At 34.6% G+C, this 18556-nt stretch carries 12 protein-coding genes; 7 read left to right on the plus strand and 5 right to left on the minus strand.

Translation table 11 applies throughout. From position 1 onward, the window contains the following. Positions 1-4: 4 nt before the first annotated feature. The 5 genes from VB264_RS15360 to VB264_RS15380 form a co-directional block, all read right to left on the minus strand. The gene (locus tag VB264_RS15360; RefSeq protein ID WP_323250681.1) at positions 5-262 is read right to left on the minus strand and encodes a hypothetical protein; all 258 of its coding nucleotides are present in this window, start codon (positions 260-262) and stop codon (positions 5-7) included. A 634-nt stretch (positions 263-896) separates the two neighbouring features. After that, on the minus strand, positions 897-2462 hold the full coding sequence (locus tag VB264_RS15365) for a hypothetical protein (RefSeq protein ID WP_323250682.1): 1566 nt from the start codon (positions 2460-2462) through the stop codon (positions 897-899). A gap of 459 nt (positions 2463-2921) precedes the next feature. Further along, a complete protein-coding gene (locus tag VB264_RS15370; protein ID WP_323250683.1) occupies positions 2922-4817 on the minus strand; it encodes a P-loop NTPase fold protein in 1896 nt (631 codons plus the stop codon). 406 nt (positions 4818-5223) lie between these two features. Continuing rightward, a complete protein-coding gene (locus VB264_RS15375; protein ID WP_323250684.1) occupies positions 5224-5955 on the minus strand; it encodes a hypothetical protein in 732 nt (243 codons plus the stop codon). Between the two features lie 620 nt (positions 5956-6575). Continuing rightward, positions 6576-7142 (minus strand): hypothetical protein, encoded by a 567-nt coding sequence (locus VB264_RS15380; protein ID WP_323250685.1) that lies wholly within the window; start codon positions 7140-7142, stop codon positions 6576-6578. 509 nt (positions 7143-7651) lie between these two features. On the opposite strand from VB264_RS15380, the gene VB264_RS15385 reads away from it, so the two are divergent. The 7 genes from VB264_RS15385 to VB264_RS15410 all read left to right on the plus strand — a co-directional run bounded on the left by VB264_RS15385 (position 7652) and on the right by VB264_RS15410 (position 18549). Next, positions 7652-9001 (plus strand): TlpA family protein disulfide reductase, encoded by a 1350-nt coding sequence (locus tag VB264_RS15385; protein WP_323250686.1) that lies wholly within the window; start codon positions 7652-7654, stop codon positions 8999-9001. Between the two features lie 5 nt (positions 9002-9006). Beyond that, positions 9007-12267: a SusC/RagA family TonB-linked outer membrane protein gene (locus VB264_RS15390; protein ID WP_323250687.1), complete on the plus strand. Its 3261-nt coding sequence runs from the start codon at positions 9007-9009 to the stop codon at positions 12265-12267. Positions 12268-12347: 80 nt separating this feature from the next. Then, positions 12348-13568 carry a transposase gene (locus VB264_RS15395; protein ID WP_323250688.1) on the plus strand — a complete coding sequence of 407 codons (1221 nt, stop codon included), beginning with the start codon at positions 12348-12350 and terminating at the stop codon, positions 13566-13568. A gap of 40 nt (positions 13569-13608) precedes the next feature. Continuing rightward, positions 13609-14973: a RagB/SusD family nutrient uptake outer membrane protein gene (locus tag VB264_RS15400; RefSeq protein WP_323250689.1), complete on the plus strand. Its 1365-nt coding sequence runs from the start codon at positions 13609-13611 to the stop codon at positions 14971-14973. Between the two features lie 1279 nt (positions 14974-16252). Then, positions 16253-16531 (plus strand): hypothetical protein, encoded by a 279-nt coding sequence (locus VB264_RS15405; RefSeq protein WP_323250690.1) that lies wholly within the window; start codon positions 16253-16255, stop codon positions 16529-16531. Positions 16532-16585: 54 nt separating this feature from the next. Beyond that, complete coding sequence (locus VB264_RS25125; RefSeq protein WP_407654658.1) at positions 16586-16810, plus strand: Fic family protein; 225 nt, start codon at positions 16586-16588, stop codon at positions 16808-16810. Positions 16811-17376: 566 nt separating this feature from the next. Further along, the gene (locus VB264_RS15410) at positions 17377-18549 is read left to right on the plus strand and encodes a replication initiation protein (RefSeq protein WP_323250691.1); all 1173 of its coding nucleotides are present in this window, start codon (positions 17377-17379) and stop codon (positions 18547-18549) included. Positions 18550-18556 lie beyond the last annotated feature (7 nt).

The raw sequence follows: 18556 nt of genomic DNA on the forward strand, positions 1-18556 counted from the left end.
TGCGCTATTTTCGTTCTAAAATCATCCCTTTTTTAAATCTTGAAGTATCCACTTCATGTTTATCTAGAGTTCTTAATACCACCTCACTTTTGTCAGGGTTTATAGAAATAATCTTGCCATCTCTTATGATTTTTACTGTCAAACCCAAAGCTTTAGAAGTTCTGATTGCTTTGGAAGATGCTATTTTTGCAGATTGAAGAAGTATTTGCTCTTCTTTTGTAGAATCACTGCCTTTCCCACGTTTTGTTGCTCTGCTTCTCATTATCTTATATTTTATTATTCAAATCAGCTTTCGTGTTGATTTTTATTTCAGTACTGCCCATAACATTCATTACCTAATTATTCAGTGTGTGTGTTATGCTAGAACAGATAGCTTTTTGCTTATTCTCATCGGTAGTCATCTTTTCTACAATAACGCACTCCTACCTAATCCTCACAAATTGTGTTTCTACAAATATAAAAAAATATTCGATAACCTTAAACTCCACACTGCCTCTCAAACATTCTCAATATCACTTGGTAAACTATCATGCCATCTTTACAAGGTAATGATAAATGTTTAACATTATCCTTCTTGAGATATGTTTTTTATTGCTAATATCCTTTGTCGGGGATAATGACCTAAAAATGCAGGTCTATATTTCTATTCTACTAACTTAGTCAATTTAAACATAATGGTAGAGACTATCCAAAGACTTATCTTACCACAAATTTTACCAATTCCTGTTTAACGTTCTTTCGCTATAACTTAATTATGGAAGCTTATTGAATGTATTAAAATGTTTCAAGCCAAAAGGAATATTTATCCCTGATACATTGTACGAAGTGACGCTATTTAGCATTTTGGGGCGTAGGAAACAACCTATGATTAGTTTGAGTTATTATCTGCAGGACTTCTAAAGGAGATGTGTTTCTAATGTACTAAATGTTCTAATAGATTTTTTAAATATTTCTTTTTGTATATCTATTAGATTTCGTTCATTAAAATTAAAATATTCAAGTGCTTTTTTACACTCTTTGTTTGAATTGCTAAATGTATGTGCTATTAATCCAGATCGTAAACTTTGTAAGTGCCTTAAAAACTCAAATAAATCTGGAATATCCATATTTTTGCTTTCTAAAAATTTTTGAAATTTAGAAATTCCTTTAGTATTTGGCTCTAATTCAATTCCTTTTACAATTTCTTTTTCGTTGATTCTATCAATTGTTAATTTTACTATTGTCAAAGTTTGCTCACAAAAGCTTTTAATATTATTTTCAGTTATAAGATGTAAGGCTTTAAAATTGAACTCGTCTTCTTTTGCCAAAGGTTTATAAAGATTCCAACCGAATTTTTGATACCATTTTTTGTTGAAATCATTGTATAAATGTTTAAAATATAAATCTATTGATTCTGGACTTTCATACCAATTTCCTAAAATCATTGTCTTGTAATATGTTGAACTGAGTTTTAAATCTTCTGTAATTGGAATATTGTATTGTTTCCAATGTAATTGCTCGTTTTCTGGTAATATCAATAAATCTGTTAAGAGAACAGGAATAATATTTTCTAAATTATTATCAATTTTTAACCTAAAATACTTATTAGAAACAGAAAAGCTATCAATTTCATATTCTATTGGATTATTATAGTATTTATTTAAAACTTCCTTTTTAAAGTATGTAAACGTGAAATTGCCTTTTGACTCATATTTCGGATTTTTCAGTATAATTTCTCCATTTTCATCAATTCCAATAATAAACTCTTCACAATGAAAATTGTCAAAATCTAAATAACTTCTTTTTGAAACATTAGGCTTTATAAAATAATTACCTAAAATCCAACTTTGATAAGTTCCCATATCGTTTCTTATCAAATGATTATAAAAGTAATTTTCGTTTGAAAAGTCTTTGTCGATGAATTCTAAATTCCAATCTTTATCAATAGTTTTTCGTAAAATCATATATTCAAAACTTATAAAAAAATGCATATCTCTCATTGTAATATACTCTTTGAGATATTTTAATTTTATTTTGACTTTATTAGGTTCTACTACTATTACTTCATCTAATTCTCCATAATCGTTTACAAAATAATAGACACGATTTTGTTTATCAGCCACTTCTTCAAATAATCGATAGAAAAGAATAAATTCTTCCCCAACATCAATATATTTTTTTATGCCATCTTTAATATTAAATGATTTTCGAAATAAGAAAGGTTCTACTTCTTCGTTGTCATAAGTTTGATAGGAATTATCTCCATAAACATTTGATTTCCCTTCATAACCATAATTAATAGGCCAACTATGAGATGAAGAATATTTTTCTAAGTATTTATTTTTGATTAAAGCACAATAAATTCCTTTAGATTCAATTTCGTCATATGTTGATTCACAAATTAATAACCATCCATTTTTAATTTTAAATCCATTTTCTATTTCTTGAATTTTATCTTTTAGGAGAAAAGTTTCTAAATTCATTTGTGACGTGCGGTTTTAAAGTCTTGCAGAAAACTCGCTAATATGCGAAAGTTTTGTAGTACTTTTTGTATTTTTTTGTGTTATTCCTATTTTTCGTTGTACTATTGATGTCGTACTTCTTGTATTCTTGGTGATAGTTTTTGTAATTCCTAAAATAGTTGTTTTCTTAATAATTTCAATAATTCTTTTAAATTTAATTGGTCAAACGGACTAACAATTTTCAAAAGACTTACTTTAAAACATGGGTATAACTATAAATGAGAAACAAGCCCTAAAAACAAAAAGCAGGTAAAAACCTGCTCTTCCAAAATCATCAAGTCGAACTACAACGCCATAAATGCAACTAAGCCGACCTCTAGACTAGCCATCCGCCTAGGTTAAGTTCAAAACTAAGCGTCACTCATTCCTTCATGGCTTGGCTTGCAGCTACGACGAAGGCTTAGTTATTAACAGCTGTATTTATAATCTGTCTATTGAATTTTTAATCATTGTATTTAGTTCGTTTAAAGCATACTTTCTGATTACTTTGTCTCTATTCTTTTTTGCATTAACCTCTTGTGAAATTTTTGTATGCAACTTCTGTAGTAATTCTTTCTCTTGTCGTTGATGTTCTTGTATTGTTACATTTAAGTATGTTTTTTCTGGGAAATATCTATACTCAAAGAAATGCTTTAATCTGAAAATACTGTCGTTGCTAAGATTAAGAATTGTTTCAGCAAACTTTTTAGAGTTTAGTCTTGCTAACATTGGTGTGTGTTCAATTATATTACCTAAATCATCATTGTATTCTCGTGTTTTTTGATAAAGTTCATCAACATTGCCATTGGTTATGTTGTAGAATATATCATCTACAACAACATTTGATTTATCGTGCTTAATTTTTTCTAAAATTTCTCGTGTATATTTTACGAGAAACTTAAACTCTTCAGTTTTGTCAGATGCATACTCTTTCTGCCACGAACCCCAAGTAAGCATTGAAAATCCTCTACTGTCTTTAAATTCAGCAAGGTTTGTTTTCTTTATTAGTTGTTTTGCTCTATTGATAACCTGCAATTTGCTTTTTTTCTTGTATAGTTTTGTGTCTATAAGAGAAAATAGAATACCTGAAATATGCAGTATTTCTGTTATGTGAAAATCTTCTGTCGTGAAAAAACTCGTGCTTACACTATCTAATAAAATTAAAAAATTATCATCATCTAATAGCTGCCAATACCAAAGTTTTTCCCAGTCTTTTTCTACTTTATCTTTTGCATAAATTGTAGAGTTGTTAATTTCAGAAGCTATATCTGTATAGTCTCCATTTTTTATAAAATCAATTAGTGCGAATGGCGTAAATAATTTAGTTGAATGCAAAAGGGAATATGTAGCAACAACTTCTTCGTATTGTGTGTATTTTCTTTCACGCTTGTCATCAGAGGAAAATTGAGTTTGCTGAAACGAAGTTATGTCTTCGTTTCCAGTCTTAAATTCAAGGAAGTAAATTAAGAAATAGCTTAAATAATTTTTGATTAACTCTTTATATTTTTCCTCTTCTTTTGATAGCTCTTTGTCGGTAAAACTGAGTAATCTTTCAAAATCGTAAATAGCTCTTTGTAACACTCGAAGATTTTCTTTTCTAGAAATATCAAAAGTTTTTATTATTAAGTCCTTTGATGCAAGTAAAAAAGGTTTTATTTCGCTTGTAACAGAGTCTAAAAAGAAATCAATAGCTTGTCCTGTGTCTGGTTTGATTTCAAATGTTTGTCCAATTATTTTTTCTTTAAAAACGGGATATCTGAATTTACTATTATTTGTGTTTTCTTCGTCTATTTTATCTTCGTCGGAAATCAAGATTACTTTGCATTGTGAGTGTTCTACAAAGTCATTAATAAAACCATATAGTTCGTCAAGTGGGATTTTACAACGTTCAACATCATCAAATATTAGGATACGATTTCCTTTGATTTTATCATTTGAAGATTTGAAAATAGAAATCGGGTCAAAATTTATATTGATACTACCGTCAGCTTTGTTGTCCTTGTCATAGTCAAAATCTATTTTTAAAGTTGATTTGATAAAACCTTTGAAAATGTCGGTTGCGAATTTTGCACCTTTAGAATATAGAAATGGTGATATTTTAGCCTTTAGTGATTCGGTTATTTCGCTTTTCTTAGCAACACCATTAAGTGAAACATAAATGGGTTTTAAATTTACATCGCCTTCTTCAATTTCTTGTGCATTTTCCCATTCTTCAATTATTCTTCTAATGAAATATGTTTTCCCTGCCCCCCATTTCCCTTTTAACATTACTGCAAAATTGGGATTTTGAGAAGTCACGAAGTAATTAAGATATTCCTTTGCTGTCTGATTTGTCATTGTCTAAGTTGGGGGTCTTTAATATAGCTGCTAACTCCCTAATATGCGAAAGTTTTCTAGTACTTTTTGTATTATTATGCCAGTTTTTGTAATTCCTAATGTAGTTGATTTCTTAGTAATTCTAAACAATTCACTTACTTTAAATTTAATTGACCAAACAAACTAACAATTTTCGAAAGACTTACTTTAATCATGGGTATAACTATAAATGAGAAACAAGCCCTAAAAACAAAAAGAGCAGGCAAAAACCTACTTTTCCAAAATCTTCAAGTCGAACGATAACTCCATAAAAGAAACCACCGAAGCCGCCCGCTAGACTAGCCGTCCGCACAGATTATTTCAACATCACCTTCATTGCATTGCTTGCAGCCATGACGAAGGTGATGTTATTAATTGCTGCCATCTTTTATTCATGTATTAAAATTCGGGTTAATGCGTCACGAAGTTTCTGCTGTAAATCATCTATACTTTTGAATAAAAGAATTTGTCTTGATTGTAAGTCAAAGGTTAAATTTTCAACTGAACTTGCTACCATCAAAACAGGTTTGTCCATGCCGTGTGCTAATCCTAATTCATAATATACATTTGGATTTCTTCCATCAATGTTTGCTATGACGAGTCTTGCTTGTGCCATTTGTTTGATAATGCTAGGTAAAATCTCTCCTCTAATAAATTCTTCATCGCCTCTAACACATTTCAGTCCCATTCTTTCACAAGTTTTCTTAATGGCGAAAAATTGTTTCTCAAAAGCTGGGTTAAATGGTGTCAGAACAAAAACTAAATCTTTCTGAATTGATAAGTCATTTTCTTTTACTCCTGAATATTTAAGAAAATTCGTATAAAATACTTTTTGAGCATTAGAAGATAAAGGTGTAACGTTTGGTGAGGATAAAAAGAGATGATTGATGTCTTCCCATCTTGCACCATTTGCCAAGAGTTTGTCAGTAAGTTGATAAATTTTATCTTCATAAGACTTACGCATATATTCTATCTCTACTATTTGTTTTTCCTCTTTACGTTTCTTTTGCAAATTCCTTATTTTTTCAAAATATAAGAGAGCCGTTGTTAAAATTCCAATAAATGAAAATGTCATTATTAGAATTTGTGTCAATGTATTATTGTCAATTAGTTTATCCATTTTTATTACTAATTTAATAAGTTAAGTGAAATAAGCATTAAAGAAACGGAAACTAAGAAGTTTAAAATTCCTAAAAAAATTGTATAACTTATCTTTATCTGAACAAAGCAGTCGGTAGAACGTTTCCAAATAAAAACAGTAAGAATAGAAATTAATAGGTAGCACACAAAATACATTAGTCCATCTGTAGAATTTTTCGTGTCCTTAATGATAAATGCAATAATGAATGACAATCCTAAAAAATTTAAGTCAACAGGTAATTCTAAAAGAGCTTTAATAAATATAGGAATATTGGGTCTTTGGTCAATGAATAGTTTTAGTAAAAATGATAAAACTACCAAAATAATTGAAAGTAAATATCCTGTCATCTTTTAATATTGTTTTTTAATGAGTGTTTTTCATATGTTGCAGCTAACTCGTAAATACAAGTATGTTTTTTGCTATTTTTTCCCTAAAACTAAGTAATAGATATAAACAAAGCTATTGTTAGCTTTTAATAATTTCGTATCCCAATAATACAAAGTGCGAATTGTGTACTCTACTTATTGATGTGTGTAAGGGCTAGATTGCTTTGAGTGTTTTTCTCAAGATGTACCCAAGTTAAAATCACATTAATAACATTATCTAAAATACACATCCACCATTCTACTCCCTAAACTTCCATCATTTAATACAATAGGTCTTTTCATTGATTTTAGGACACCTTTAGAAACAGCATATCTGAGTCCTTTTGAGAGTTCGTCTTGCTGAAACTCCCTATTCAATTCTTCTCTACAATAATTCGTAATCTCTTTTAAGTATTTGTAGCCGTCATTAAAAAGACCTGAATTCAGTAAAACTTCATTAATAAATGAATCAATGCTTCGTTTAGATTTAGCACTTAAAAAATATTCAACGTTCTTTTTGTTGTCATTTTTGAATCTTACAAGAGCTTCCGCTTTATTAACATAATTGGGAATATTAGAATTTAGGTTGAAAATTTTCATCCCCTCAAACCCTAATTTATCACCTATTTCTCTGGCAAAAGACTCACTTAGAAATCTAGACCCATTCAAAATACCATATAAATGTGAGGGAGATTTATCTAAAAATTCTGCAAAACCCGGAACTTCCAAATCTATGATTTCCATAAGCCTTCGTAATTTATTGGATATTTTTTCGGAATATTCAACATTTTCTTCTTTCATCCTGTAAAAGGATGAAAACATTTACGCTAAATATTATCATATATTTACTTTTTTTTGAAAAATATATTTTATATTTGAATAAGTTATAGCTAATAGCTATTTCATTATTTTTTTGGCATTAAACTAAAAAGTCTCGACTGCAAATTCCGACAATTTGAACAAGGCGAGGCGGTAGATTTAATGCCTGTGTGACTACTTTTGCGTAATTTTGGCAATGTAGCACACGGGCTCTACCGTTTTACCGTCCTTGTCGCCGTCGGAAGCGTGCAGTGCGGTCGGTAGTAGCCCTGTGCTATATTGCTTTCAAAGCCTTCTGCAAGAGACTCGTAAAATAGGTGCGAGTTATGAAACATTTCTTTTTTTATCCCAATCATGCTAAGGCTGTGTTCAGCCTTAATGTCAGTGCCTGCCCTAAACAGCGCTACAAGAACATCATCAAAGCGCCTGTATAAGGTCGCTTACCATCTTTTGTTTTAATGTTTTAATACATTCATCTAAAAACTAAACCCATGAACGCAAAAATCTGCGTAAGGGCATTGCTATGCCTTTACTTTTTCATATCTGTCCATTATCTAACCGCCCAGTCGCTTAAGGTGGGAGACAATATCCCACCTGAGCTTTGGAACTTGTCTCTAAAAGTGGCCAACCACCCACAAGGCAAACAAAGCCTGACACTCAGTGAGTATAAGGATAAACTAATCATCCTAGACTTCTGGGCTACTTGGTGTGCTCCCTGTATTAAATCACTCAGTAAGCTGGATAGCCTTCAGCGGAAGTTTGGCTCGGAAATAGTCGTTATCCCTATCACCAATGAAACCGCTGGCAAAGTGCTACCTTTATTCAACAAGCGAGGCTGGCGGCTACCCAGTGTGCTGGAAGACACCATCGTGAGGCAATACTTTCCTTACTACGGTCTCCCCCACCAAGTATGGATTAGGAATGGCGTGTTTTTTGGTGAGTCTGCTTCCTCTGCGTATGCCAATGTCACCAACATTAACCGTGCTTTAAAAGGAGATGATTTCGTCCTTTCTCATACCACTCCTCCCGTTAGCTTTGATTTTAATCTTCCGCTGTTCTATAATGGTAACGGAGGTACTTTGGAGCATCCCCGCATGAGGTCGGTCTTCTCTAAACGCATTAATGTTGATGTGGGAGGAATCCGCCTAGGCAAAAACAGCATCATGCTATACAATGCTTATTTTATCACCCTCATCTATGAGATGTACAGTGCCTACATCCCCTTTGTCGGTAGAACCAACCGCATTGTCTGGGAAGTAAGTGACTCGCTTAAACATGAGTTGCTGGGTACCTACAGAAAGGAAACGGGTATTTACGAGCAAGACAAAGACTACCAGCAATGGCAGAACCAATATATGTATTGTTATGAGTTAAGCTTGGATACCTCGCTAAACATCTCCCGCAAAGCACTTCGGGAATTTATGAGTGATGATATTAACCGCTATCTAACACTGGAAAAAGGCGTGAAAGCCGTCGTAGAAAAAAGGACAATACCCTGTTATGCTATTGTTCGGCTGGAACATACCTCTACCCTGCCTTCCTTGAAGGTTGATGCTGGGAATGTTGAATCTGCTGAATCTAGTAATGCTGATTTCTTCACATTGAATAATCAATCCATCAAACGTTTAACCAGCTACGTTAGTGCGGTATTATCAAGCCAGCCTTACCCTGTCATGGATAGGATTCTTTCGGACACTAATGTCTCCATTCAGCTGGATAAAAAGCATCTTACCATTCCGACGATTAAAAGAGCCCTCAATACAATCGGTTTTGATTTGGCACTGACAACACAGGAAATGGATGTAATCGTCGTAAAATATGCTAATTCTTCAAACCCCTAAGCAGCATGAGAAAAGTCTATTTTGTAAATTTTGTAAGTATACTATTCTTGATCAATATCTTAATAGCATACTCTTCACCCTTGTATGCCCAGCTGTTAAAAAGCAGGGTGATTACTGCCTCAGATGGAATCGAGCTTCCCGGTGCATCCGTAAGACTCATTAAACAAGGGACTGGGACGCTTACAGATAAGAATGGTTTCTTTGAAATCAGTGCTACTCTTCCCAGTGATACACTGGTAATCAGCAGTATTGGCTTTAAGTCCCTCAAAATACCTGTTGCTGTTTCCTCTTCTAAGCAAATCTTACCTGCCTCTCTCAGCATGGAGATACAAAACAGTGAACTTCAGGAGGTAATCGTTTCTACGGGATACACTAAAATCAGCAGTGAAAGAGCCACAGGGTCTTTTACCCATCTTAATAATGAACTCATCAACCGAAGCGTCAGTACCGATATTTTGAGCCGTTTAGAGGGAGTAAGTGCTGGGCTGCAATTTTACAAAACCAGCATATCTCCTCACGGAAATACCTCAGACTTAAGAGTCAGGGGGCTTAGCACCATTCATGCCTCAAGTGCTCCTTTAATCGTAATCGATAACTTTCCTTATGAGGGGGATCTTAATACCATCAATCCCAATGATGTGGAAGACATCACCATCCTCAAAGATGCAGCCGCTACTTCTATCTGGGGTGTTCGGGCTGGCAATGGCGTAATCGTCATTACCACCAAGCAAGGGAAGTACAATAAAAAAACAGCAATCAGTTTCCAGTCTAACTTTACTTCGGCTGATAAACCTGACCTATTCTACAATCCTGCCTTTTTGAATGCCCAAGACTTGATTGACTTTCAACGCTTACGTTTTATCAATGGTGGCTTCCAACAAAATAACTGGACTCTCCTCCCTCCTGCTGTTGAACTCCAAATTGCTGCTCAGCAAGGAAAGATTAGTAATGTGGAGATGGAACGGCAACTAAAACTTTTGGCCACCAAAGATATCAGAAAAGACATGCTCAAATACTTGTATCAGACTCCTCTGAATCAACAATATTCTCTGAATATTTCAGGGGGTAATAATGACCTGAAATATGTCACATCCCTTGGATTTGATAAAAACCTTTCCGCAAACGTCGGGTTTAGTTCCTCAAGGGTAACACTCAATAATCAACTAAATTATAGACTGGGTAGAAAACTGGAGGTATTTAGTAGCTTGTACTATGTCCTTCAGGCTTACAAAAACAATGGGCTACAGCCATCAGCCCTTATTCCTAGAGAAGGCGGGGCATTACAATCTTATACTGCTCTGATAGAGGATAATGGATTGCCAGCAGCCATCCCCTACAAATACCGTCAAACCTACATTGATGCTGCTGATGCTGCCACATCTACTGGCTTATTAAACTGGCAGTATAGACCCTTGGAGGAACTTAACTTTTCTGATAATACCTCCAACAATAACGAGATAAGAATGAACACTGGCTTGCGATACTCCTTGTTTTCTGATTTAGCCCTTGACCTTAAATACCAATTCAGAAGTGCTACTGGGGAAGTCCGTAATTACTATGCACCTGAAACGTACTATGTCAGAGACCTCATTAATCGCTTTACTCAGTCTAATGGTACTAGTGTCATCCCTCTGGGGGGAATCTTATCGGGTTCAAGATCTGCTGGCAAGAGTCATTATGGCCGTTTGCAACTTAACTATCATAAATCACTCCAGCAACACCAACTAGATGCACTGGCTGGGGCTGAAATCAGGGAGGATCAATCAACAGCGGAACCTGGTTACTTATTATACGGTTATGACAATCAGACATTGACGAGTTCCCCTTATCTCAATTATGAAACTAGCTATCCCCTACGACCTAGGTCTGCCAGCAGAATCCCTAATACCATTGCTGATGTCCAGCATTTCACTGACCGATTTATCTCTTATTTTGCCAATGCTGCCTACACGTTTGATCAAAAATATACCCTGACACTCAGTAGCAGGTGGGATGCTTCCAATATATTTGGGGTAGCCACGAATCAAAAAGGGGTTCCACTCTGGTCTGTGGGTGGATTATGGAACCTCAAGCAGGAGTACTTTGCCTCAGCCTCAAGTAATACGATTGATGTGCTAAAGCTTAGAGCGACTTACGGGGTTAACGGTAATATTAATAAGCAGGTAAGTACCATGCCAAGTATTACTAACAGTATCGGTACGGTGACCAACTTACCTGCTGCACAGCTCTTAAGCATCGGGAATCCCTCTTTAAGGTGGGAGAAGGTGAGCGTCTGGAATACTGCCCTTGACTTTTCTTTCCTGAATGGCAGCATTCGGGGCAGTTTGGAATACTATCAAAAAGCGGGTAGTGACCTGATTGGCTATGATTATCTAGATCCAACCACTGGAATCTTTTCAATAGGACTGGGTGGAATCACCAATATTGATAGTCGGATTAATGCTGCAAACATGCTTACCAAGGGAATGGATGTGGAAATCAGTGGGCTCATTACTAAGGGTAAGTTCAAATGGTCTGCTGTGCTACTGGCGAGCTGGACAAAAAACAGGATTACCAAGTACAGTGGCACAGAATCACCTGCTATCCAGTCTTTTTTCCCCGTGTCTAACGCTGCAAGGGCTCCAGCCAGAGAAGGTAAGTCGGCGGATGTCCTTTATGCCTTGCCTTGGTATGGCTTAAATCCTGCCACAGGGGCAATGCTAGTGTATTCCAATAACGAATTGAATGAGAACTATGCTGCCTACTGGTCGTCATTGCAAACGGCTAGTCTTCAAGAAATGGGCGTAACAGTACCTCAACATTTTGGAAGCTTTAGGAACACGCTGACTTGGAAGGGGCTAAGCCTTAGCGTCAATGTTGTTTATAAGGCTGGATACAATTTTAGAAGAAGCAGTATCAATTATACTAACCTAATCAACTATGGGAATGGGCACAAGGATTACTTGTTAAGGTGGAAGGTTCCTGGAGACGAATTACATACAATTGTCCCAGCCCTCAGCATGCGAGCTAATACCACCAGAGAGAATATCTATCTCAATAATGAAATGCTTATTGAAAACGGAGCACATCTTAGGTTGAAAGACATCAATCTTAGTTATAAGTTTTCTGCTCCTACACTGGGACTAAGCAATGTATCGGTTTTCATGTATGTCAATAATGTAGGAATATTATGGCGTGCCAATAAAGCAGGTTTAGACCCTGATTTCCCAACCTCAGACTACCCTCCTATCAGAACTTACTCTTTGGGCTTTAAAATTGACCTTTAACTTTACAATAGTTTGCAAAGGTTTTGATAAATAAAAAAAAGCGTTACATTGGGTTTACCAAGACACCAACAAACGCTTTAATGGAGAGCATAACCCTCGTGAGTGCGATATTAGGCAAAATGTCTAATATTGGCAAATGGCAACGCCAATTTATTATCCATCTAATTCCCTTGATTATGAGTATTAGAGGACGGATTAATTTTATGCAAATGTCAAGATACGGTACATATAGCATGACGAGCTATCGAAATAACTTCGATAAAACCTTTGATTTTGGGGCGTTCAACACAGAACACATCAAAATCAAAGGGACAGCTTACCATGTCATTATCTTTGACCCAAGTCATATTCGCAAAAGTGGAAAATCAACTTTTGGTAAAGGTCGTTTTTGGTCTGGGTGTGATAATCAAAGCAAATTAGGTCTTGAAATTGGAGGTATTGCTATTGGTGATATTGAACATCATACAGCCTTTCATTATGAGGCGATTCAGACTCCCAATGCTGAAAATCTAAAATTATCGGGTAAAAATTTGATAGACCACTACGCAGATTTAATCATCAAAAGGAAAGCAGCATTGATGAAATTCTCTACCTATTTAGCGGTTGATGCTTATTTTTCAAAGAAAACCTACGTTGATAAGATACTTGATAATACTGATTTTAACATAATTTCTCGACTAAGGGACGATGCTGTGATGTACTATGTTTTTAATGGTCATCCAACAGGGAAACGTGGAAGACCACAATGTTACGATGGAAAAGTAGATGTCAAGAACCCCGCAATGAACTATTTTAAAATTGTTCATCAAGATTTAGAAATACGAATATTCTCAGCAATTATCTATGTTAAGTCCCTTCAACAAAAAGTAAAAATCGCTTTGGTTCAGTATTTAGATGAGAATAGTCCAAAAATAAAATCAACAAAAATTTATTTCTCTACCGATACAAATTTATCTGCTTGGCACATCGTCAAATATTATAGAATCCGTTTTCAGATAGAGTTTATTTATCGTGATGCAAACCAATTTACAGGCTTAGAACATTGTCAAGCTCGTTGTGAGGAAAAACTATATTTTCACTTTAACTCTTCGCTCACAACGGTTTCTATTGCAAAATCTGCTCATTATTTAACGATTCCAAAAGAACAGAGAGAATCGTTTTCAATGGCAGACATTAAAACTATTTATCATAATCAGTTATTGCTCGAAAGATTTTTTGACGTGTTTGCTATTGACCCTGACACGCATAAAAATAACCCAAAAGTCAAAGAACTATATTATTTCGGCTCTATTGCCGCTTAAATCTTTACAAAGTATTGACTTTAATAAAACGCATACAAATATGAAAAGACTTTATAACATCATCGCTGGCTCGCTTTGCTTGGTATTGGTTTCCTGTCATACTGATTTTTTGGAGGTGAAACCCGATAGCAGGCTGGCGGTTCCTGCTTCCTTAAAGGATATGGATGCCTTAATGGATAATATGACTGTCATGAATACTACATCAGTATTAATCATGGGAGAAATTGGCACGGATGATTATTACCTCAATGAGACAGAATGGAATTCTCTGACCAACCCCTATCAAAAAAATGGCTATGTATGGGCTAAAGACATCTATGAAGGGCAGCAGTGTCCGGGTTGGAATAATGCTTATACGAAGGTGTTGTACAGCAATATAGTATTAGAGGGGCTTAGTAAGATACAACCCAACGAAAAGAATACGGAACAGTACAACAGGATTAGGGGGACTGCTTTGTTCTGGAGGGCATGGCAGTTCTTTCAACTGGCGCAGATTTTCTGTGATGATTATGAAAAGGAAAATGCTAGTCAAAAAATGGGGATTCCGATTAGGTTGTCTTCCAACATTAATCAATCTAATGCTAGAGTAAGTATAGAAGCTACTTATCAACAAATAGTCAATGACCTTACTGAGACCTTGACTTTACTTCCTGCATTACCCAAAGAAAAGACTCGTCCTTCTAAGCAGGCGACGCTGGCACTTTTAGCTCGTATCTATTTACAAATGAAGGAGTATGCCCTTGCAAAGCAATATGTTAATCAATGTCTAGCGATCTCTGACGAATTAATGGATTATAATAAAGTGGACAGCAGGCTAAGTTTTCCTTTTCCTCTTTATTCTTTTGGGAATGTGGAACAGTCTCTGTTTAATGTCATGCTGGAAATTCAGGTTTTCTTTTCCTACCTGAAAGTGAATCCAACCTTGCTGGATTCTTATGAGGCCAATGACTTAAGATTCCCGGTCTATTTTTTAAAATCCAACAATGACTATACTTTTAAAGGGTCTTATAATGGTTATGATACGTTTAATCCTTTCCCTGCACTTGATGAGCTTATGCTTATCAGGGCGGAATGTAGTGAGAGGCTGGGCAATCATGAGGATGCCTTGCAGGCGCTTAATACGCTTTTAATCAATAGATACAAAACAGGTACTTATCAAGCCATGACGGTGGCTAATACCAGGAATATCCTAACTGAAATCCTGAATCAAAGAAGAAAAAGCTTAGTATTCAGAGGAGTTAGGTGGAGTGATTTGAGGCGACTGCGAAAGGAAATGGGGTATACATTCGTTCGTTCGCTAGGAACTAAAAAATATGAATTAGCGCCTGAGCATGAAAAACTGTACACTTGGCCAATCCCTGATAATGTGATCATATTAGGGGGGATTCCTCAGAATGTTAGGTAGCAGTATCTATAACGGTTGTCTCTATACTGAAAGAGACAACCGTTTATACTATCCTCTATGGCATTCTCGAAACTGACCCTTGATAAGAGCCGTCTCCAATAGCATCTGAAACCGTTTCGGATTGTACTTATCTAAGATTTTAGTAATATTCCCTAGCAGTAAATTCACTTGTTTTATCATTCTTTCTATGCCATGAATATGCGAGTTTTTAAGCGGTGATTGAGATTATTGGCAATACCTATCAATTGTTTTTGGTGGACTTGCTCTTTTTCAGCAAACAGATTTTAAAATTTCCACTTGAGTGAACATAAACTAACCTTGACATTTTTAAGCCTTCGCTTTTGTTTAATCTCTTCAAATTATGTCTGGGAGATTCTCGATAGAATAACACATTGCAAGGCTTCTTATAATCTAAATCGTCTTGATTGTTTTGGCTTCTTGACTTACATTGGTTTTGATATTCTAGCTTGATGTGTAAAATGATTTCTTCTACAAAAGTGCTTGCACGGTAGTTTATGTATACATAATCTCCATCTTGCTTCACTACTCAAGTAGTGAAAAATTATTTAACCCTTTACTAAATCAATTCTGCTATCTCAATTCCTTAATCTTACACTAACTTTATAATAATTGTTCCTAAATTTTATATTAACTACCTTTTTACACTAATCTTATAATAATCTTACACTATTTTGACATAAATTTTACACTATGAATCTTTTTGCCCGAATTCGTATAAATATCATATCATCATCTCCACTTTAGGGGATAAAGTAGCTAAATTAGCTGTTAATAAAACAACTATACAAGCCCTTTTTTCTTGCTTAGTAGCTACAAGGTTTACACATGTCACCAACTATATTCTCTCAGTATTTACGCTATTCTTACTTCATCAAAACTCTTCTCCCTCCTACTTACTGGTTGTTCCTTCCAAGTGTTATTCTTTGACGTCTTTGGGGTTTTCTATCTAAGCATTCATTTTTAGTCTATGTTCTGACTTTACAGTGCTGATAAACTTAGATGGCTATATATTAGTACATAATATTTTGTACTTTTCCGATAGTGCTAAAAAATATTAAAACATGTCAATACCCTTAAATATATCCACTATTCTACAAGGTAAAACAGTAGAGTCAGAACGATTAGCATTTTAAAAATTGGAATCCAACTGCTATCATGCGAACTGTTGGAGCATTTGATAATGGTTTTGAAAATTTAGGACGTGGATATATTGTTGCAGGTATCGAATAAGAAAACGGTATGCCCAAGCGTCCTGTTTATGGTTTTCCAACAGAGAACTTCGTCTAACAGAAGGAAAGGTACAGGTATTCCAACGATTAGAAAGTCACTTAAAAACAATGGTTCACAACCTGCTTACTTTGATACAGATGGAGTAGATAGACGTTTTTTTATCGTTACTATTCCTATTCATCCAGATTTTATTCCTTTAACAACAGTCCAAAGTAACCAAGATAAGCCAGAAAGTAACCAAGATAACCCGAAAAGTAACCTAATGTACAGAAAAAGAAAGTTCAAGAATATACTCTTCAAAGGCTAAAGAATGAGTTATTTATGCCAGAGCAAACTATCAAAAAATCTGTATTTATTCAAAATGCTAGAGGTATTGGGATATTGTGTTACGGCGAAATCGAAGGTAGAAATTCTACAACATATTTCCCTAAGTAAACAATCGAAAAATTTTCATCAATACTTAGAACCAATGATAAGTAAAGGACTTATTGAACGTACACAACCTGACAAGCTAACAAGTAAGCATCAAAAGTATTTTACCACAGTAAAAGTTAAATATTTATTGATCAGTCATAACAATGTTTAAAGTTACTAAGTAAATAGAATTCTATTTTACATAGCAACTTATCTTTGTATTTACTCCCTCCTTTTTGGCTCGTTTTATAAAGCTGTCCAAAATCTAACTACGAGGAAAACCCCGTCAGCATTTATTTCAATTATTTACATTTAAAAAAAATAAAAATCTAACTAATATTAGTAGTTATACTATTATTAATACTATTATACTATTGTATGAATTTTTAATTATAAGTTATTGTAAGACAGATTGTTACAACACATAACTACGAGGAAAACCCCGTCTAACTACGAGGAAAACCCCGTTAACTACGAGGAAAACCCCGTCTAACTACGAGAAAAACCCCGTTAATTACGAGAAAAACCCCGTCAACTACGAGGAAAACCCCGTCAACTACGAGGAAAACCCCGTCAGTTTTTAAATGCTTAATTTTCAAAGGTCATAGAAGATTATTTTGGGTATTTCTAGTGATTGTATTTGTATGAACTACGAGGAAAACCCCGTCAATTAAATTTATAATATTTTATTGCGAGTAGATTTGTGTTTTCTCGTAATAAAATATTATTTTTGAACCTATGAGACAGCAAAAGAAACCTACAATTCTAGAATCAGATATAACAGTTGCGCAACACAATGAGTTAGTAAAAGCCAGATTCAATATGTCGTTGATGGAAACTCGCCTATTCATTGCCTTATTAGGTCGCATCAATAAAGGCGATACAGATTTTTCTTTATGCAGAATACCTATCTCAGAAGTTTCCTCCAATGTTGATGGAGGAAAAGCATATCAAGATGTTAAAGAAGCTGTCATTAAATTATCAAGTAAAGTTATTACAGTTGAGACTGTTGACCATAATGGCAAACGTGAAATTATCAGTGACCCTTTGATGGCTACTTGTCGTTATAAAGATGGCTCTGGTTTTATTGTTGCTCAGTTAAATAGCTTTGTTAAACCCTATCTTTTACAATTGAAAGGAAACTTTACTGTTGCAGAAATCAAAGTACTTCTTCAATTGCGTAGTTATTATTCATATCGAATTTACTGGTTACTGAAGTCATTTTCTTATAATTCAAATACTTTTAGCCTAAAGGTTGATGATTTGAAAACAATGATGGGCATTGAAGGACAGTATCCCAATTTCTATGATTTTAAAAAATGGGTGTTACTGGTTTCGCAGCGAGAGTTAACACAAACAGATATGGCTTTTTCTTTTAACGAAATCAAGGAAGGACGATCGGTGAAACAAGTGGAGTTTGTCATCAACAGGCAACTTTCTTTACCAATGGAAGAAGAGTTGAATTTACCGAATCATCTTCAGAGTTTGCTATCTGAAATTGGTGTGAGTCTAAATTCTATGCAAGAAATTAGCGAAATGCTTAATAGTGGAAAAATTGATGTAGATTATATTTACTATGTTATTAAAGAATTAAAAGATAAAAAATCTAAAGGAAGTATTAAGTCGCTCTCAGGTGCTATTTATGCTGCCATTACGAAACAACATTTAATGGAAACATATATCAGCCAGAAAAATGATAAAATTTATAAGCAACCAATTTCAACAAAAACTAAAGAAGCTAGCCAACAAACTGTTAAATTGAAAGTAAAAGAGCAGGAGGAAGGATTTATGGCAATGTTAAAAAGGGGAGTAGCACCCTCAGAAGATTTTGATACTTATGTGGCTTCTTTATTGGCTCAAGGGTTTAGATTAGAACTTATAAATGGTGAAGAATATTTAATTAAAGACTAGTATAAAA

The organism is Arcicella aquatica (assembly GCF_034928825.1).
GTDB classification, from domain to species: Bacteria; Bacteroidota; Bacteroidia; order Cytophagales; family Spirosomataceae; genus Arcicella; species Arcicella aquatica.